At 51.6% G+C, this 20,190-nt stretch carries 12 protein-coding genes, 1 tRNA gene and 1 CRISPR repeat array (1 of these 14 cut by a window edge); all 13 genes read left to right on the top strand.

Annotated elements, in window-relative coordinates:
* The first annotated feature begins 2 nt into the window (after positions 1-2).
* A complete protein-coding gene (locus AB1724_01475; protein MEW6076462.1) occupies positions 3-512 on the top strand; it encodes a hypothetical protein in 510 nt (169 codons plus the stop codon).
* Positions 513-602: 90 nt separating this feature from the next.
* Positions 603-2,570 carry an aldehyde ferredoxin oxidoreductase family protein gene (locus AB1724_01480; GenBank protein MEW6076463.1) on the top strand — a complete coding sequence of 656 codons (1,968 nt, stop codon included), beginning with the start codon at positions 603-605 and terminating at the stop codon, positions 2,568-2,570.
* Between the two features lie 11 nt (positions 2,571-2,581).
* Positions 2,582-3,019, top strand: coding sequence for a 4Fe-4S binding protein (locus tag AB1724_01485; GenBank protein ID MEW6076464.1), 438 nt, complete (start codon positions 2,582-2,584; stop codon positions 3,017-3,019).
* 116 nt (positions 3,020-3,135) lie between these two features.
* Positions 3,136-3,211 (top strand) — tRNA-Arg (locus AB1724_01490).
* A gap of 139 nt (positions 3,212-3,350) precedes the next feature.
* Positions 3,351-3,728, top strand: a complete 378-nt coding sequence (locus tag AB1724_01495) for a hypothetical protein (protein MEW6076465.1) — start codon at positions 3,351-3,353, stop codon at positions 3,726-3,728.
* Positions 3,729-4,097: 369 nt separating this feature from the next.
* Complete coding sequence (locus tag AB1724_01500) at positions 4,098-6,515, top strand: Hsp70 family protein (protein MEW6076466.1); 2,418 nt, start codon at positions 4,098-4,100, stop codon at positions 6,513-6,515.
* Between the two features lie 454 nt (positions 6,516-6,969).
* The gene (locus AB1724_01505) at positions 6,970-8,448 is read left to right on the top strand and encodes a Fic family protein (GenBank protein ID MEW6076467.1); all 1,479 of its coding nucleotides are present in this window, start codon (positions 6,970-6,972) and stop codon (positions 8,446-8,448) included.
* A 174-nt stretch (positions 8,449-8,622) separates the two neighbouring features.
* Positions 8,623-8,949, top strand: coding sequence for a hypothetical protein (locus tag AB1724_01510; protein MEW6076468.1), 327 nt, complete (start codon positions 8,623-8,625; stop codon positions 8,947-8,949).
* Between the two features lie 471 nt (positions 8,950-9,420).
* Positions 9,421-10,377: a type I-F CRISPR-associated endonuclease Cas1f gene (gene cas1f, locus AB1724_01515; GenBank protein MEW6076469.1), complete on the top strand. Its 957-nt coding sequence runs from the start codon at positions 9,421-9,423 to the stop codon at positions 10,375-10,377.
* The gene (locus AB1724_01520) at positions 10,374-13,292 is read left to right on the top strand and encodes a CRISPR-associated endonuclease Cas3'' (protein MEW6076470.1); all 2,919 of its coding nucleotides are present in this window, start codon (positions 10,374-10,376) and stop codon (positions 13,290-13,292) included. The genes cas1f and AB1724_01520 overlap by 4 nt, the downstream gene beginning before the upstream one ends.
* Position 13,293: 1 nt before the next feature.
* The gene (cas7fv, locus tag AB1724_01525; GenBank protein MEW6076471.1) at positions 13,294-14,244 is read left to right on the top strand and encodes a type I-Fv CRISPR-associated protein Cas7fv; all 951 of its coding nucleotides are present in this window, start codon (positions 13,294-13,296) and stop codon (positions 14,242-14,244) included.
* Positions 14,245-14,253: 9 nt separating this feature from the next.
* Positions 14,254-15,288 carry a type I-Fv CRISPR-associated protein Cas5fv gene (gene cas5fv / locus AB1724_01530; protein MEW6076472.1) on the top strand — a complete coding sequence of 345 codons (1,035 nt, stop codon included), beginning with the start codon at positions 14,254-14,256 and terminating at the stop codon, positions 15,286-15,288.
* A complete protein-coding gene (cas6f, locus tag AB1724_01535; GenBank protein ID MEW6076473.1) occupies positions 15,285-15,866 on the top strand; it encodes a type I-F CRISPR-associated endoribonuclease Cas6/Csy4 in 582 nt (193 codons plus the stop codon). Before cas5fv ends, cas6f begins: the two co-directional genes overlap by 4 nt.
* Positions 15,867-15,994: 128 nt before the next feature.
* Positions 15,995-20,190: a CRISPR direct-repeat array (repeat unit 28 nt; unit sequence GTTTCCCGCCGTATAGGCGGCTTAGAAA); it runs 4,182 nt beyond the window's last position.

Below are 20,190 nucleotides of genomic sequence, written 5' to 3' on the forward strand. Positions count from 1 at the left end.
TCATGAGCGACATCCACGCCAACCTGGAACGCTACCTGGACGCGGAGGCCATCCTCAACACCTTCTTCGTTTCGTTTGACTTTTGCCGCCAATGCATTGCCGCGGAAATGGAGGCCAACGGCCATCAGCCCACCGCGGCCTGCTGCAAGAACAAATATTACGCGCTCTATGACCTGGACCATCCGGCTTTTGATCTGCTGCGGGCGGAACGGCAAAAGCGCTACGGCAGCCCGGAAGATCACTGCCGGGAAAACCCGGTTTCCCCCTGCGAGTATCACGATCCGGCCAGGGGCTGCCTGCTGACCACTTATAAAAGCCCCATCTGCCTTTCTTTTCTGTGCCGCGAGGCCATCGATGCCTTACGAACCATCCATGGCATTTATGCCTACGATTACCTGGGGGTCCATTATGCCCTGGAATTGATCCTCACCGGAGGATTCACCGCCGACCAGTACCGTCAATTCCGGGATAGCCTTCTGGAAATGGTTCGGAAGGTTGAAGGCAATTATTAGCGGTGGCCATCAGAGATATTCTTTACTTTTAAACGCAGGTGAGCGTACAATCCTGTCTGCATCAACCCAACCAAAACAGGCGGTGACGATATGATTAAAAACAAAGGCTACATGGGGAAAATCCTGGTGGTGGACCTGACCAGCGGCGAGATCCGGGAAGAGACTCTGCCGGACGCGGTCTACGAGAAACACCTGGGCGGCCTGGGGCTGGCCGCTCACATCCTTTATGCCCGTATTCCCGCGGGCGCCGATCCCCTGGGGCCGGACAACATGCTGGCCTTTGTCCCGGGGCTTCTGACCGGCACGGGCAGCCTGTTTACCGGGCGCTGGATGGTGGCCGGCAAATCGCCCCTTACCGGCGGCTGGGGCGACGCCAACTGCGGCGGCACCTTTGCCCCGGAAATCAAGCGCTGCGGATATGACGGCATTTTTATTAAAGGCATCAGCGAAAAACCCGTCTACCTTTACGTGGACGATCACACCCGGGAACTGCGGGACGCCTCGACCGTCTGGGGACTGGATACGGTCGAAGCCGAGGAATACCTGGAAACGCACGCCAAAGAAAAAGGGAAAAAGCCGAAAGTGGTCTGCATCGGTCCGGCCGGCGAAAAGCTGTCCCTGATCTCGGGTATCTCCACGGACAAAGGCCGCATGGCCGCCCGGTCGGGCCTGGGCGCCGTCATGGGCTCAAAACGATTAAAAGCCGTGGTCCTGTCCGGCCAGAAACGGATCGGGGCTCATGACCGGAATGAAATGAAACGCCTCAGCCGGATGTGCAACAAATGGGTGCAGTTCCAGCCGCCCTTTGTCACCGGGCCCATGACCGCCTTTGTCGGGGCGCTGCTGCGCGTCATGCCCACGGTGCTCACCCAGGACGGCATGCTTTACAAGATCCTGCTGAAAAAATGGGGCACGGTCTCCATGAACCAGATGTCGCCGGAAATGGGGGACTCCCCCATCAAGAACTGGAAAGGCAGTTCCCGCGACTGGGGTTTTCGCAAAAGCTACTCCACCAACCCGGATGTCTTTAAAAACTGTGAAATCGTCAAATTCCACTGCTATTCATGCCCGCTGGGCTGCGGCGGCATCTGCACCATGGACGACAAATACACCCATACCCATAAACCCGAGTACGAAACCGTTCTTTCCCTGGGCGGGTTCTGCATGAACCAGGACGTCAAGGGGATCTTTTACCTGAACGAACTGCTCAACCGGGCCGGCATGGACACCATCTCCGCCGGCCATGCCGTCGCCTTCGCCCTGGAATGTTACGAGGAAGGGATTATCACCAGAAAGGACACCGACGGCCTGGACCTGACCTGGGGCAATGCCGAGGCCATCGTCGCCCTGGTCGAGAAAATGGTGAAGCGCGAGGGCTTCGGTCATGTGCTCGCCGACGGCGTGAAACAGGCCGCGCTGCGGATCGGCAAAGGCGCCGAGGCCTTCGCCGTTCTTGCCGGCGGCCAGGAGCCGGCCATGCACGATTCGCGCAACGATCCCGGTTTCGCCCTTCACTACAGCGTGGAGCCCACCCCCGGCCGTCATACCCTGGGCTCGCACCTGTATTACGAGATGTATCAGTTATGGAAGGTGGTCAAGGGGATTCCCAAAATCCCGCCCATGTATTTGAAGGGCAGCAAGTACAAGAACCCGGAAAAGCAGGCCGCCATCGGCGCGGCCAACAGCCGCTTCATGACCCTGGTCAACTGCACCGGCGCCTGCCTGTTTGCCTCTTTCCTGGGCGCCAAACGCTTTCCCCTGTTTGACTGGATGAACGCCGCCAACGGCTGGCAATTGACGCCCAATGACTATATGGACCTGGCCGGGGACATCCATACCATCAAGCAATCCTTCAACGTCAAACACGGCATCGAACCCAAAGACTGCAAAATCAGCGACCGCGCCCTGGGGCGGCCGCTCCAGACCGAAGGGGCCAATAAAGGCCGGTCCATCGATATCGAGGCCATGATGACCCATTACTGGGAGCAGTTCGGCTGGGACGGCCGGACCGGCAAGCCCAGCCCGGAAACCATGAAACGCCTGGATGGCGGCGTATAGGAGATATAACCATGGCTTATTTTATAACGGAAACCTGTAACGGCTGCACCTCCTGCGCCCGGCTCTGCCCGGCCGGCGCCATTCAGGGGGAAAAAAAGAACCGCCATGTCATCGACCTTGGCCTGTGCATCGAATGCGGCGCCTGCGGCCGGATCTGCCCGCAAAGCGCTTTGCAGGACCCGACCGGCCGGGCCGTGCAAAGCGTCAAAAAGCAATTCTGGGCCAAACCGGTGTTCAACCACAAGACCTGCATGGCCTGCGGCATCTGCATCAACGCCTGCCCCGCGGGCTGCCTCAAGCCGGGTGAACCGTCCAGAAAGGACAAGAACGCCTATCCCGAACTGGCCGACCCCGGCGCCTGCTTAAGCTGCGGCTTCTGCGCCGACGAGTGCCCGGTGGAAGCCGTCACGCTGGAGGCGCCGCCGGAAGCCATGGCCAAAGCCGGTTAAAACAGGCCATCCTCATGGCGGACGCGGGAGAAAACCGCCAAAGAAAACCTGTGGACATTTTAAAAAAAATCTGCCAAATATCTCAAACCAATCCACGCACGGATTCACACCCCATTGCCCCCGTAGCTCAGTGGATAGAGCAACGGATTCCTAATCCGTGTGCCGCGTGTTCGATTCACGCCGGGGGCACCAATAAAAGCCAGGGACAAAAAGAATGTTGTGTATAAAAAGGACATGGTATGATGTCCACATTGATAAACAGCAAAAACCGGGGAGACGGTGACCAGGAATTTTCTGGAAACACAAGGATCTAAAGAAAAGGAGATCGGTCATGGTGAAGAAGCAGCCTGTCGTGGAGAAGAAGCAAGCAGAGAAGGGGAAAAAGAAATCCGTTAAAAAGGAAAAACCCCTCATTATTGACGCCATTGGGCAGGCCATGTCCGCCGGCGTCGGACTGGCTTTAAAGACCAGGGACGAGGCGAAAAAGTTCGCCAACGATCTTATCAAAAAGGCGGAGTTGTCGGAAAAAGAAGGCAAGAAATTTATTGACGACCTTTTGAAACGTTACGACACGTCCCGCGAAAAGCTGGAAGATAAAGTGGAAAAAGCCGTCAAGGATATCGTCGGCCGCTCCGGCCTGGTAACAAAAGACGAGTTGGAAGAAATCAAGGAAGAGCTCAAAAAGCTGAAGGGTCCCTCTGCTGAATAGAGGATTTCAATCCTCTGCCTTGTCCTTTATCCAGAGATTGCCAATGCCTTTATTCCATTGACCGGCCGGTTTTGCCTTCGTCATCACCCGGCTTAACCGGGTGATTTAGCCTGATAGCTTTGCCGCCGTCAGTTCCCGCCTTAATCGGCAGCCGATTGGTCTTGCCTCCGTCATCACCCGGTTTAACCGGGTGATCCAGTATAAAACAGCCATATTCCATTTTCCCCGCGAATTTTTTTCATCAACTGTGACCGGATCTGTCACACTTCGGTGTTAAGGCTTAACCAAGGCTGAAAAATGTTTTTCAGCCGGGGACCAGCATCGGAAGGGTGGGCATTTTTATTCATCTGCAGCAAAAGGGGGATAAAAATGGATATTATCAAAAGGTTTTCCAATCAGCCGGTGTCCCGGAGCGGGGGGATTGTCCGCACCCTCAGCATCGACCTGGGCACCACCAACTCCACCATCGCGGAAAGTATCTGGCTTCCGGGGTACCCGCCCATGTGCCGGGTGCTCAAGATCATCCAGCCGCTGGCCACCGGGACGTTCACCGGCGAGCTGGTGCCGTCCTTCCTGGCGGTGACGAAGAGCGATACGGTCATCGTCGGGGAAGGGGCCAGGCGCCTGCGGTCGGGCGCGGACAAAGGCGAACTGGGTCGGTGGCGGAACTATTTTTACGAAACCAAAAACGACATGGGGCTGAACAAAACCTATGCCGAGGCCCCGGCATATCTGGATCACGCCTACAAGGCGGCCGGATATCTCCTGGCCTTTCTGGTGGAGGCCGCGGAAAAAAACGCCACGGCCCCATACCAGGCCCTGACCGTAACCGTGCCGGCCTCTTTCCAGATGAACCAGCGGCAGGACACCCTGCGGGCCGCTCAGATGGCCGACCTTCACCTGGGGCAGGACAGCCTGCTGGAAGAGCCGGCCGCGGCCCTGATCGACTACCTCATGTCCGACAACAAGCGGCTCTTTCTGTCGCCGGGAAAAGAAGTCGTCTGCCTGATCTTTGATTATGGCGGCGGCACCTGCGACGTGTCCGTGGTCTCCATCACCAGCAGCGGAGAAAACAAACCCCTGACGGTGAGCGAACGCTCCGTGTCCCGATATCACCGCCTGGGCGGCGGCGATATCGACGCCGCCATCGTCCACGAAGCGCTGATCCCGGCGCTTATGACGGAGAACAAACTGGGGCCGCTGGAGCTGACCTGGGAAAACAAGAAACTGGAACTGGAACCCCAGTTGATCGCCACGGCGGAAATTCTGAAAATTGACCTGTGCCGAAAAATCCGCCAATCCATTGACCAGTGTGAGTATGCCGAGGTCAACCCAACCATGTTCAAGGTCACGGCCCCGGATATCACCTGCCGGCTGAACGGCAGAGATTTTCATCTGTCCTGCCCGAGCCTGTCGGCCGCTCAGTTTGAAGGCCTGCTGGAACCGTTTCTGGACACCGACCATCTCTATGCCCGGGAAACCGAATACCGGCTGACCCAGTCCATTTTTTCTCCTATTGAGGACGCCCTGGACCGGGCCGGTATCGATGCCAGGAAGGTGGATTTCTGCCTGATCACCGGCGGCAGCGTGCTTATCCCGCAGGTGCGGCACGCCATTGAGGCATACTTCGGCAAGGACAAGGTGGGCTGTCACGATGATCCGGAGCTGATGCAGACGGCGGTGGCCCGGGGCGCGGCCTGGAACACCATTTTCAAGACCATCACCGGTCGCCCCCTGATTCAGCCCGTCCTGCACGACGGCATCGACCTGGAAACCAATGACGGCAACTGCCATACCCTGATCGAACCCGGCACGCCGCTGCCCTGGCCGGAAGACGGGTCCTGGCGCCGCCTGGCGCTGGAGGCGCCGAAAGTCAGCCGGTTGTTCGTCGAGCAGTTGCGGTTCAAGCTGATGAGCGGTCTGGATGGCCGGCATCTGTTGAATGAGATCTGGGACCTGCCCCAGGCCGCCTGTCCCGGTGATGAAATCATCATGGAATACCGCGTCACCGCCGGCAAGCAGTTTGAATGCCGGGCGTTTCTGAAAAAAGTGCCCGACGCGGAGTTTATCCGAACCATAGAAAATCCCCTGGTCAACGTGGTCAATCCCGGCTCCGTGCGCCTGAAAATCGAGGAAACCGAGGAGATGCTGCGCCGGCAAAAAGGCGGCACCCGCGAGAACGTGGACGACTACATCAACCTGGCCGAATGGTACGCGGAACTGAATCAGCATGAAAAGGCCCTGCATTGCCTGCATGTCGCGCTGAAGAAAAACGACGGGCCGAATGCCAGCGCGCTCCACCTGCAGGGAAACTACTACGGACAACTGAAGAATTATGACCGGGCGGAGAAAGCCTATCAGGAAGCCTGGCGCACGGATCCGTCCTGGACCGGTCCGCTCTTCAATCTGGCGCTTCTGTACCGGAACACGAAACGGCACGACGAAGCGCTCAATATCATTGATAAGGCGATGGAAACCACGGATGATGCCGGCGCCTTCCTGTCCCTGAAAGCGAACATTCTTCATCGCATGGAGAAAGCGGAACAGGCCCGGAAGGTCGCCGGCGAGGCGTTAGAACGGTTTCTCCCACTGAAAATGCAGAGCGAATGGGAACTGGGCTGGTATCTGACCAATGCCCGGTTCTTGAAAGACGATAAGACCGTGGCCGCGGCCGAGGCGGAAAAAGAGCGCCGGAAAAAAACGCCCGAACCCGAACCGGATGACGATACTCCCCGGCCCGTGGTCAAAGGCAACCTGGTGCCGTTCAACCGGGCCACCGCCGCCTGAAGGGGGGAAACGTGTAGCGGAAGGCTTCACAGGCTGTTCAACAACTCGTCATCCCGGGCAGTGGAGCGAAGCGGAACGTGACCCGGGATCCAGTATAAAATTGATTTTATTCATTTTTCTGGATTCCGGATCTCGTCCGACGTTGTCGGACTCGTCCGGAATGACGATTGCTTCGACTTATTAGACAGTCTGTTCAGCCTTCCAGAAGCAGATAATGACGCCGGACGATATTTCCGGCGCCATTATCTCACTTAACCACTTAAAACTTAAAACTTAAAACTTAACACTTAAAACTTATCTCCAAAACAGCCCGGTGGAATTAAGCCTATATCAACTTGATTTTAATGAAAAAATTATGTTGACAGCCGGCTGCCGCAGGTTTAACTACTGTTCGAGGGGGGGCAAAGATTCAAAAACATAACATAAACCAATAATACAGCAGGGAGGCTGAAAAATGAGAGTGAAGAACCTGAAGCAGCTTGCCGCTCTCGCAAGCCAGGGAGAAGGCGAAACCCTTGAATTCAAACGCTCGACCGGAGAATTAAAAGAGGCCATGCAGACGTTGTGTGCTTTCATGAACGGTTCCGGCGGCACCGTGTTGTTCGGGGTCCGGCCCGATGGAACCGTCGCGGGCCAGGACGTTTCCGACAAAACACTCCGTGATATTTCTCAGGCCATGGATCGTTTCGAACCGCCCGCCCATGTGGCTATCGAACGAATCCGCATCAGAAGCGGCCGTGAGGTCCTGGCCGTCACGGCGGAAGGCGGCGGGGATGTCCGGCCGTTTTCCTATGAAGGCCATCCCTACGAACGCATGAGCAGCACTACCCGCCGGATTCTGCAGGCCAGGTATGAACGTCTGCTGGTCGAGCGGAGCCACGCCCGTCGCCGCTGGGAGAACTTCCCCGCCGATGGGCTGGCCTTAAAAGACCTGGATCGAAAGGAAATCCTGCGGACCCGGGAATTGTCCATCCAGCAGAACCGGATTTCGCCGGATACCGGCCGCGATATCGGCGAGATCCTCGACCGCCTGGGCCTGCGGATTGGCGGCGTTCTGACCCAGGCCGCCCTGGTGCTTTATGGAAAAAGGTTTCTGCCGGACTACCCGCAATGCCTCCTCAAGATGGGCCGCTTCCGCGGTACCGAGATCACCGGCGAGATCGTGGACAATCGGCAGGAGTACCTGAATGCCTTTGCCATGGTGCGCGAGGGCATGGCCTTCCTGGAACGGACCATGCCTCTCGGCGCACGCTTTCCCACCGGCCAGATTTTCCGGGAGGACCGGTTTCCGGTTCCGCCCGACGCCCTGCGGGAAATCCTGCTCAACGCCGTCATGCACCGCGACTATTCCAATCCTTCCGGCTATGTCGCCATTGTTGTCTTCGACGACCGGGTCGAAATCCGCAGTTACGGACGCCTGCCCATGGGCCTGACGGTCAAGCAGCTTTCCGGCAGACACGATTCAAAACCGGTCAATCCTCTCATCGCCGGGGCCTTTCACCGCACCGGCGCGGTTGAGGTCTGGGGCCGGGGCACCAATCGCGTCATTGCCATGTGCAAAAAACATGGCGCCGCCCCGCCGGTCTTCGACGAAGGACAGGGCTTTCTGACCGTCACCTTTAAAATGCAGATGGTGGCGACGGGCATATCGGACGCGCAGTCAACCGAACCAGTCACAGCACAAGTCAGCGCACAAGTGACCGCACAAGTCGCAGTACAAGTACTTACCTTTTGTCAGGAGCCGAAGCCGGCGAAAGCCATCATGGCCGAACTGGGGCTCAAACACTGGAAAACATTTCAGAGCAACTATTTGAATCCCCTCCTGGAGCAGGGCTGGTTGGAACGCACCGTTCCCGACAAACCGCAAAGCCGATTGCAGAAATACCGGCTGACAGCCAAAGGACGGAAAATGATCACAAAACAGGGCAAGTAACCGGAGGACCAGTCAAACAGGGAAAGAGGAGTCAACAACACCGGCTAATGGGGCACCAAAGGAGTAAAACGTTTACCGCTCGTCATTATCCGGTTTAAGCTGTCGTCATTATCCGGCTTGACCGGATAATCCAGAATAAAACGCCGTTACCTTATTAATAACAGGGAGGTTATCTTGAGGAAAAAGAATACGACAAAAACGAAAATGAACAATCCCGAACGAAACATCATCAGCCTGGTCGGGGAAATAAAGAATCTTGCCCGCGTGGCCGCGCGGCAATATGCCGTCGAAGTCGTATCCATAGTGAATGAGAAAACCCGTGACGTCGCCCGCATCGAACGTTGCCTTGACGGCTTGCTCGACTTCTGTTTCGACGATGAAGCCCTGGCTTTATACAAAAACCTCTGCCGCTATTATTTTGATATCGACCCGGCGGCCACGGCTTCATACGTCAACGCTTATCGGGAAATGTGGGATTCGCCCTTGCCTGAAAAGGGGTGAAAAGTGAACTGTCGACAATGTGTCGACGGATGAAACGCGTTTATTCTGTAACCGGAAAGCAGTTTTCAAAGCAATTCCGAGGGAGACCAAAAGCGCTGCTCATTGCGTTAATAGAAGTTAACGCAATAATGTTTCAACGCAATAGGCAAAATATTTATAAATAACGTAATGTTATATTGCGTTATTATTGCGTCTAAATGCAATAAAAACTTAATGCAATAATAGGCCCTCAAAAAGTAAATTTTTTTAAAAGTGTGACCGATTCTGTCACAGGCCGATGTTATAAAGATGATCAGGAGAAATTTTGTCCAGGCCAAAGGGATAGCGTAAATTAGAAGGTTATAAGCTTTGCAATATTAACCGACGTTTTCAAAAAAAATTTGATGGATTGATTTACAAAGCGAAAAATTGCAATAAAGAAAGATAAGTTGAAAATCCACACAATGGGGCAAATAGCGGGGAAATTGTGATATGGATGATCTTTCACCATCAGATTTAAAGACAATTCTGCACTCCAAACGTGCCAACATGTATTATCTGGAGCACTGCCGGGTAATGCAAAAGGACGGGCGGGTCCTTTATCTGACTGAGACCTCTCAAAAAAATCTCTATTTTAATATTCCCATAGCCAACACCACCGTAATCTTGCTGGGCACGGGCACCTCATTGACTCAGGCGGCCGCCCGGATGCTTTGTCAGGCAGGAGTCCTGGTCGGTTTTTGCGGGGACGGAGGCACGCCGCTCTATATGGGCACCGAGATTGAATGGTTCACCCCGCAAAGCGAATATCGCCCTACAGAATACCTGCAAGGCTGGCTGGGTTTCTGGTTTGACGAAAATAAGCGGCTACAGGCCGCCAAGGCCATGCAGGTTGTAAGGCTGAATTATTTGCGGAAGGTTTGGGGAAAAGATCGGGAATTGGCTTTTGCCGACTTCGACGCGCGGAGCAAAGCTATTGCCAAAGTTCTGGATTCCTATGAGATTCAGGTAAAAGAAGCCCAGAAGACAACCCAATTACTGGCCACGGAAGCCCAGTTAACCAAGCAACTCTATAAAATAGCCGCCTACAACTGCGATATATCCAATTTTGTCCGGGAACGGGAATCTACGGACCTGGCCAACAGTTTTCTTGATCATGGTAACTATCTGGCCTATGGCCTGGCCGCCTCAACGTTGTGGGTGTTGGGAATCCCCCACGGCTTCGCTGTTATGCACGGCAAAACCCGCCGCGGGGCCTTGGTTTTTGACGTGGCTGACCTGGTTAAAGATGCCATTGTGTTGCCATGGTCCTTTATCTGCGCCAGAGAAAACGCCACCGATCAGGAATTTCGCCAGCAGTGTCTTCAGGCTTTTGCCGACCATGATGCCCTGGATACCATGTTTGATACGGTCAAGCAGATCAGCCAAGGAGAATTCTCAACCCCATGATGGTCACGTTTATATCCCAGTGTGAAAAAAACGCTCTGCCCAAAACCCGCCGGGTGCTGGACGCCTTTGCCGACCGCATCGGCGATAACACCTGGCAGACCGTTATCACGGAAGAAGGCCTCAAAACGGTCCACAAAATGCTGCGCCAGACAGCCACCAAAAGCACCGCCGTCTCCTGTCACTGGATTCGCAGCCGCTCCCGCAGCCAGCTTCTCTGGATTGTGGGCAACAGAAGCAAGTTTGACGAGCGGGGCGTGGTGCCGGTGAATTATACGAACAAGATAATGTTTATAGGAGATATTGAGGTTATGCCGGAACAAATTCTTGCCAACACCAAAGGGCAACGGTTGGATCACCACTTATTCGCTGTGGGCTATCTTGCCCATGAGATTATTAAACGCATGGTTCCCCAAAATGGCAATTTGGCAAAGGCCGTTTTTGTGGCTGGATGCTGGCACGATATCGGTAAAATTGATCCGTCTTTTCAAAAATGGTTAAGCGAGAAGCTCAAGAACAAACAGATGGAGGAAGTGCCGGAGGATGGACAGCATATTGATAAATCAGGGCCGTTTTCTTGGCAAAAGCACCCCCGGCACAATGAAATATCTCTGCTGTTATTCCACATTCTGTCTAAAATTGATGGCGCATATATTGATAGAGCTAAACATGCTATTTACTGGCACCATGCCAAGCCGATCAGGCAGGAAAAAAATAAGATAAAAGGGGTGGTAGGGGTTTTTAACAAGTTGAAAAGCTTCGAACAGGATTATCCAAAACTGACAGCCTCGGCCGTCGTCATTTTAAAATCAGTACAAGCCATTGCCAATGAATACTGCGATGAACTCCCGGCAGAGATTGATAGCCTGATGGTTCCCCAATTTACCAGTATTGAAGATAGCCTTGAAATAGCCGATTTGCCTGCATACAAACGCTATTCCAGTAAGGAATCTGTCGATAAGTATCAAAACAACATCCAGCATAACGCTTTAAACAACTTGGCCCGGTCAGCTTTGATCACGGCCGATCGTCTGGTTTCCTGGAGGCTTGAGGGAGATGCACTAAATGAGCGTATTAGCAACCATATTTTAGATGCCTTGTTGGACGATGCGTTTCAAAAAGAGCGAGGATTAAAACATCATATTCAACGCTGTCTGGATGGATTCAACCAGAACAACCCCGATGTCGAGAGAAACCGGCAACAGGCTGAAGCCGCGAAAAAATTAGCGGATGAAGAAGTCACTGTTGGTGTGCTCAAAGGTCCGGCAGGTTGCGGAAAAACTAAAATTGCCCTGGAATGGGCGCTGAACACCGAAGCGAAAAAAATATTCTGGGTCTGCCCACGGGTTCAAGTCTGCCAAGGGCTGTTTTACGATTTAACGTCCAGTATATATCTGCCGGAGGCAAAAATAGAGGTCTGTACCGGAGAGACCAAACAGACACTTGTATCCGGCAAGCCCGTTGAGACCCCTGAAGGGAAGGAGTTTTCAGGCGATATTGTTATCACCACCATTGACCAGATTATAAATTCCATTACCACCCATCGGAATGTCACCACACTGGTGGATTTTATGGATGCCCATGTCGTGTTCGATGAGTATCACGAATATATCACCATGCCGGCTTTTAATCTGCTGTTTGCCGAACTGGTTCAGTGTAAAAGGTGCCAGCAAAATGGTGACCAAACACGGCCCAACACGCTGCTAGTTTCAGCCACTCCCCATCCATTGTTCATCACGCAATTTCTGCAACTACCCCGGCAAGACATCATCGGAATCGACAGCTTCAACCGTAATTCATACCGGATAGAATTTGTCGAATACGATGAAACAAAAGAAGACGACACCAATCCGTTGTTCCAAATACAGCCGGCTAACACCTTTGTTATCAGCAATACGGCTATTGTCGCTCAAAAGAGTTTTATCGATAACCAGAACAAAGAAAATGGCATTTTGCTTCATTCAAAATTCAAGAAATCAGACCGGGAGAAACTGTTTGAAAAGGTTTTTACCTCATTTAAGGAAGACGGCAGCCGAGATTACGATATATTGCGCAGTGGGCCGATTGTGCAGGCCTCGCTTAACATTACCTGCGACAAAATGGTCAGCGAGATGACTGTGGCTGAAAATTTTTTACAACGATTAGGCCGGCTGGATCGCTTTGGCCGGAACCAGGATGTTAATCAATATGTGATCGCTATAACGGAAGCCATAAAAAGAGGGGTAGCCCAAGGAAGCAGCGCCCGGTTTTTAAACTCATTAAAAAGCCTGCAAAGTGCCAAAGTCTGGTTTGACTTTTTGGAGAACAGGCTGCCGGAGAAACCTCTTACTATAAATAAAATTTATGCGCTCTATGATGACTTCTACAATGATGGCAACTGCCGAGGATTTGTTGAGCAGGATTTGGTGGCCGCCCTTAAAGAGAGCGTCATTAGGCTTGACCAAAAACTTTTCGACCCGATCACGCTACCGTCTTATAAAAAAGAGCTCGGTAAAATTAAAATCAAGAAACACTCCTTGCGAGGCGACAACCGTTTTGTGCAAATGGCGGTTTGTAACATCAAAGATCGCCAAAATTTGGACAGACAAAATACCTATGCTTACCCAGAAGACAAACCCGAAGAGAGTTTTACTTTCGCCATAGAGAGAATTTGCGGACATGGCGTGTCGGATAAAAATTTATTGGCTTTCATGGCTAAAAAACATCACAACATCAAAAAGGTCAAAAAAGCATACAAAGACATTCAGTTGCTTAATGAAGCCAGAAGTCCGGAAACGCCAATTTATTTAAGTTATACGCCCGATGACTTGAAATTGGTGGAAGCTGAGCCGCATTCTCATGCTATCTACTATGCTATAGGGGAAAAACAGCCCATCGGGGCGATTTCTTTAAAACAACTCAACAACGGAGGAGAGTAGAATGCAGACAACAAAAATTGAAGGTATCAAAAGCGTTGATTTTAAAATCAAAGCCATTGGCCATGGTGTGGTTAACTGGAATGGCCCGACAAACCTTGCCCAAGAAGACGGCCGAACAGTGGATAATCACACATTACCCAAATTGAGAGGCTATACAAACTTATCGGGAAAAGTGAAGGATACTGGATATAAATATCGCAAAGAGCCTACAGACATAAATTTTAGAGAAACCCCTTTATACATTAGCCAAAACTGTATTCGTCACCACTTGTTTCGAGATCAGGCGTATGACCTGCATTACGCCAAGGAAAAAAACCTTGAAAAGGTGATCGCCTCGCTGACCGGTCTCATTCGTGGTTATGTCGTGCCCTCCAGTCAGTGCAAACGAACCAGTCCCTTGCTTATTGAGGACTTTGTCGATCAATTGGGAAATGGTAATTTTGAGCAGTTCGGGCAGGCTGGAGAGAGAGACAGTTCCTCATTTTTTTCCAAAACCACCTTTGGTGACACTGAATATATCTCATACGGTTCAATCAGTATCGAGCAACTCCAATTTGTTTCTTTGGATAAAAAATTCGACCGGGCGGCAATGATAATTAAAGAAGGCCAGGGGGATGAGGTTGCGCAACTGGTACAAAATTATATCCAAGCCTTAAACCCACAAATGTCTCCGAAAGCTTCTTTCCATAAAAACTATGTTCGCAACGGAACGATTTTCGAAGAAGGGGAAAATGGCATTCTGCTTAACCAGGACGCTATACAAATTTTGGTAGAGACGACCCTCCAGAAGATCGAAACGTTATCTATTAGGCAGGCCAAATCCTATATGTATGTTGATGAAGTGATGGTGGACTATAACGACAGCACTAAAATGATGCGGATCAAGCGTTTCCCCGATCAGATAAACAATAAACCGCAGTCCTACTATGCCGTCTATTTTTATGCCAAATAGGAGGTTGCCATGAAGATTGAGATTGAATACGAATCATCCTGGCGTAACTCTTTTCTTGAAGACACTGACGGTAATAATAAACCACTACCTAAAAATGGTAGAAAATTTATTGCTTCCGGGAGAAATCTAAACTCCAGCACCCAGCCTGAAAACTTTATAAAGAGGGATGTCACTATCGACACCGTCATGGGAGTGTTGAACCGTTTGATTGGTGATCAGAGGAAACTATATCAATCACGCCAGGATCAGAGATACTATTTTCGCCAGATTGAGCCATTTGTTGCCTTTGAGGACAGGGCGACAGTAACCAATGAGGTAACCTATATCCGGAATATCACAGGAAGCACGGATCAACACTCTTTTACTGGCATGGTAAAAGATCAAGATGCTATTTTTCAATCTGAGTATTCCCCTGAGTTTTGGGGAGTGCTGGCTTTAACTTTTGATGAGCTTTGCGCTTATATTATCAACAACAACAAAGTGGAGGCATCGATAGGACTTGATCCTCTTGCAATTTGCGAACGATTTGATGAGTTGGCAAAGATAAAACCGGTTGAAAAAGAGGGTATATATGAGGAGGCTATAGATATTTTAGATACTCGTTTCCCAGAAACCGGTTATCTTAATAATGCCGGGAAGGTTAAGCCTTCTAGAGTCTATTGTTCCGCACTTTATTTGCAGTTAGAGCGGCTGAAAGAACGAGAATTTGGGATGACATACACCCTCACACAATCCGGAACAATACCTGGCATTTCAAAAGCGAATTTTACAAAAAAAGACTTTATGGATCGTTTTACCACGGGACCTAAGAAATTGGTCTGGGGCAATCCCTATCTCCGGAAAATAAGAGTCGCCGGGGAGGGTGAAATCGTTTCCATGATGACAAAAGCCAGTGGTCAGCTTGAAATCACCATAGACGTTGACCGTGAGAAGGCCAAGGAGATTAAAACCCTGATAGAAAATGCCGGTGTGTCCAGTTTCTATCTGGGTAAAAAAGGCTTGGCCTATGTTACCAACATTGACACTAGGGAGGTCAGGCAATGATGAAATACTATCAAGAAATATCATTGCTGCACCGGGCTGACATCGGTTTATACGACTTCTGGCAAAAGCTCTATCAGCAGATACATCTTGCCCTGGTGGAATGCAAGGGTGAGTCTGACAAGTCCACCATTGGCGTTTCTTTCCCTGAATATGACGCCACCCATTTTATGTTGGGTTGCAGGTTGCGTCTGTTTGCGCCGGAAAAATCCGCGCTGGAACAGTTACAGTGCGAAAAATGGTTGAGCCGTCTTAAAGATTATTTACATTGCGGTGAGATTGAGCCGGTGCCGGAAACGATTGCGGAGCACGCCTGCTTTTGTCAGGTTAAACCCAAAGGCAGCAAAGAGAAGCTGGCCAAACGTTGGGCCAAACGTCATGGAGAGGAATTTGAAAAGGCCCTAACTTACTATGATGCTTATGAGGAGGAGCGCAGCCGTTTGCCTTACATAAATATGGGTAGCCTGACAAACGGATGCCACTTTCGGCTGTTTATTGAAAAGCGGGAAAAAGAGACGGCGCAGGCAGGTGTTTTCTCCTGCTATGGTTTAAGCCCTACCACAACAGTACCATTGTTTTAACCCAAAATAGTTGCTCTTTGACAAACAGAGATAAAACAAGCCGTTAAAAACCGGTTTATTTTTTTGCTATTTAAGGTCGCTTGGACCTAATACCAGACGATCATAGACTTTTTCGTTCAGCAGGAACCGTTTCCCGCCGTATAGGCGGCTTAGAAACTGGTGTACGTCCCGGCGTTACCCATGGCAACCGTTTCCCGCCGTATAGGCGGCTTAGAAAAAAACATTTCAGCGGACGCGCCGACAAGTTTTGTTTCCCGCCGTATAGGCGGCTTAGAAAGCTGATCTATGGCCTTGAAATATGGGCTGATTGTTTCCCGCCGTATAGGCGGCTTAGAAACCATCGGCCGTCACCGCATCCGACATCCAGGACGTTTCCCGCCGTATAGGCGGCTTAGAAAAAACATTAAGCCAGACAAATCTTTTCTGTTATGTTTCCCGCCGTATAGGCGGCTTAGAAATTGTCCCTCCGGATACGCCTGACGATGAAATTGTTTCCCGCCGTATAGGCGGCTTAGAAAGATTCACAAACGAACTTTCCGGGCCTGGAATTGTTTCCCGCCGTATAGGCGGCTTAGAAAAGGAATATCAAAACTGGGGCGTCGACGGAGTCGTTTCCCGCCGTATAGGCGGCTTAGAAAACCTGAAGGATCCGGGCCAGTTCGTCAGTCTGGTTTCCCGCCGTATAGGCGGCTTAGAAAAGGAGGAAAAAAAGCTGGAACGGCTGGGGCTGGTTTCCCGCCGTATAGGCGGCTTAGAAAGTTCGGCCAGGCAGGCAGCGGCACAGGAAGAGGTTTCCCGCCGTATAGGCGGCTTAGAAAAAATTCCATTTTTAGCTACGGTAAAAAAGATAGTTTCCCGCCGTATAGGCGGCTTAGAAAAAGCAGCTTCCGGACGAGATCGACGCCGACCTGTTTCCCGCCGTATAGGCGGCTTAGAAAATAGTCCGCATGGTGCTGTCCAGATCAGCCTTGTTTCCCGCCGTATAGGCGGCTTAGAAAAGTAATACGGAAACAAACTATAGCTACGCTGGGTTTCCCGCCGTATAGGCGGCTTAGAAAAGTGAAGATGCTACGGAGATCCAGGATATTTAGTTTCCCGCCGTATAGGCGGCTTAGAAAATTAAAGGAGAATGACGACATGAACAAATTTCGTTTCCCGCCGTATAGGCGGCTTAGAAAATAAATCCACTTCGCCGCTAACTTAACAGCATGTTTCCCGCCGTATAGGCGGCTTAGAAATTTGACCGTGCGGCCTCGATGCCAAACTTTTCGTTTCCCGCCGTATAGGCGGCTTAGAAACGAAAGGCACATCTGACCCGTTGTCGATCAGCGTTTCCCGCCGTATAGGCGGCTTAGAAAGAATACCTAGCGATATAGTTAAACCCGATCTCAGTTTCCCGCCGTATAGGCGGCTTAGAAATGAACGGCTGATGAATATCGCCAGATCGGCCCGTTTCCCGCCGTATAGGCGGCTTAGAAAAATATGCGGTTATCGCAAAACGCAAAGAGGAAGTTTCCCGCCGTATAGGCGGCTTAGAAAATATCCTGTGCCGCAATACCCTCCAGCGATCCCGTTTCCCGCCGTATAGGCGGCTTAGAAAATCTGTGATAATGATGCGGCTCCGCTCCAGTAGTTTCCCGCCGTATAGGCGGCTTAGAAAACATCCGGGACGGCGTCCCGGTAAAAAATCCCGTTTCCCGCCGTATAGGCGGCTTAGAAAGCTACAAACGATCCGCTTTATTACGTCCTACAGTTTCCCGCCGTATAGGCGGCTTAGAAATAAAAAACCACGTCCTGCCGGAGCGGTTCATAGTTTCCCGCCGTATAGGCGGCTTAGAAATGAAACAATCCAGCGGGATGTTGAGATTGAGGGTTTCCCGCCGTATAGGCGGCTTAGAAATGTATATCGTCAGCGCTGAAATATCCGATAACGTTTCCCGCCGTATAGGCGGCTTAGAAATTCATGGATTTAGGGTTGAGCATCCGCTGGATGTTTCCCGCCGTATAGGCGGCTTAGAAAAAGCGGACGTAAAAGCAAAAGCTCTCGACAAAGTTTCCCGCCGTATAGGCGGCTTAGAAATTTAATCACAGTCACCGGCGACGGGTTACAGCGTTTCCCGCCGTATAGGCGGCTTAGAAATTATGGACCCCGTCGGTCACGCGCAGGGCCGCGTTTCCCGCCGTATAGGCGGCTTAGAAATTAAACGCCAGATAGTACGGTGTCAATATACCGTTTCCCGCCGTATAGGCGGCTTAGAAATCAATCTGACAGATCGAAGGGATACGCAGATAGTTTCCCGCCGTATAGGCGGCTTAGAAATTTAAATGTACTGCATACACGCTTTTATCTGAGTTTCCCGCCGTATAGGCGGCTTAGAAAGCTGAAGAGTACAAGGCAAACCGTCCGAAACCGTTTCCCGCCGTATAGGCGGCTTAGAAAGGTATCATCACGAATTCCGTAAGCATCTTTCCGTTTCCCGCCGTATAGGCGGCTTAGAAAAGTGCGTCCATGATGGTCTGCCAGTTTTCAGTGTTTCCCGCCGTATAGGCGGCTTAGAAAATTTATGAAGCCATCGGCGCCATGAGTTGATCGTTTCCCGCCGTATAGGCGGCTTAGAAAAAATAGAGATCCAGCAAGAGGCCCTCGACATAGTTTCCCGCCGTATAGGCGGCTTAGAAAATTATCTTTTTGCCAATCGGTCGTTTGTTTGTGTTTCCCGCCGTATAGGCGGCTTAGAAAAGAAAAATGTGGAATAGTTGGAGAACCAGAAAGTTTCCCGCCGTATAGGCGGCTTAGAAAATGAGCGACAAGAAACCGTGCTGCAAAGAGAAGTTTCCCGCCGTATAGGCGGCTTAGAAAATCCGACTGAGCCGCGACGACCTGTACCGGCCGTTTCCCGCCGTATAGGCGGCTTAGAAAACCATGCCAGCCATGCCTCTGAATCAGCTTTTGTTTCCCGCCGTATAGGCGGCTTAGAAAAAATGCCCAGGCTCTCTTTCCAGCAGCATCAGTGTTTCCCGCCGTATAGGCGGCTTAGAAAGCCAACCGATCCCCCAAATGCCCAGGCTCTCTGTTTCCCGCCGTATAGGCGGCTTAGAAAACATCATAGCCTGTTCAAGCAGTGCAAGGCTCGTTTCCCGCCGTATAGGCGGCTTAGAAATATGAGCCACACCGTTTTAACGGAGCCGGTTCGTTTCCCGCCGTATAGGCGGCTTAGAAATCATGCACCTTGGCAACTGTCCGGTGGTCGTTGTTTCCCGCCGTATAGGCGGCTTAGAAATGTAATACGCAATTCATACCATGATTGCGGAGGTTTCCCGCCGTATAGGCGGCTTAGAAATGCGGGACTGGTCAAAGATGCAAGCAAAGGTCGTTTCCCGCCGTATAGGCGGCTTAGAAACGGTTAAGCCGGAGCCGGACACCGTAACCGGCGTTTCCCGCCGTATAGGCGGCTTAGAAAGCGAGTCTTACGCATCACACCTGCTGTCATGGGTTTCCCGCCGTATAGGCGGCTTAGAAAATACTTTGTCAACAGTCGGCTTATCCATTATAGTTTCCCGCCGTATAGGCGGCTTAGAAAGCCTTCACGCTGTCCGATGATCCGCATTGTTTGTTTCCCGCCGTATAGGCGGCTTAGAAATCTGCATACTGCGCTTTTTCTTTTTCGTGTGCGTTTCCCGCCGTATAGGCGGCTTAGAAAGCTCAACGCGATAGATGAAACTGCCGTCATAGGTTTCCCGCCGTATAGGCGGCTTAGAAAAGCAGATAGAGGACCGGTTTCGTAGGGCGGTCGTTTCCCGCCGTATAGGCGGCTTAGAAAAGGAAACCGGTCTCGTTGTCGATCGTGTCGTAGTTTCCCGCCGTATAGGCGGCTTAGAAATCCAGCGCCCGGCGCCGTTCCGGCGTCAGCACGTTTCCCGCCGTATAGGCGGCTTAGAAAGTGGTCAACGACGACTACGAGGCCACCGTCGAGTTTCCCGCCGTATAGGCGGCTTAGAAAATCATGGTGTCCGCTGGACGCTGAAGCAAAGAGTTTCCCGCCGTATAGGCGGCTTAGAAAATGTGGCAGCCGAGGCGATAGTAGTCCCTTCGGTTTCCCGCCGTATAGGCGGCTTAGAAAGACCCCATGTTCCGGGAGATCGGCATCGCCGTGTTTCCCGCCGTATAGGCGGCTTAGAAAATGATAAGCACCTAAACTAGCACAACAATTTATGTTTCCCGCCGTATAGGCGGCTTAGAAATTGTTGGCAATGTGCAGGTGATCCCCGTTCGGGTTTCCCGCCGTATAGGCGGCTTAGAAATGTCGGCTGCGACCACGGCCGC

The sequence above is a fragment of the Thermodesulfobacteriota bacterium genome (assembly GCA_040753795.1).
Taxonomy (GTDB): Bacteria; Desulfobacterota; Desulfobacteria; order Desulfobacterales; family Desulfosudaceae; genus JBFMDX01.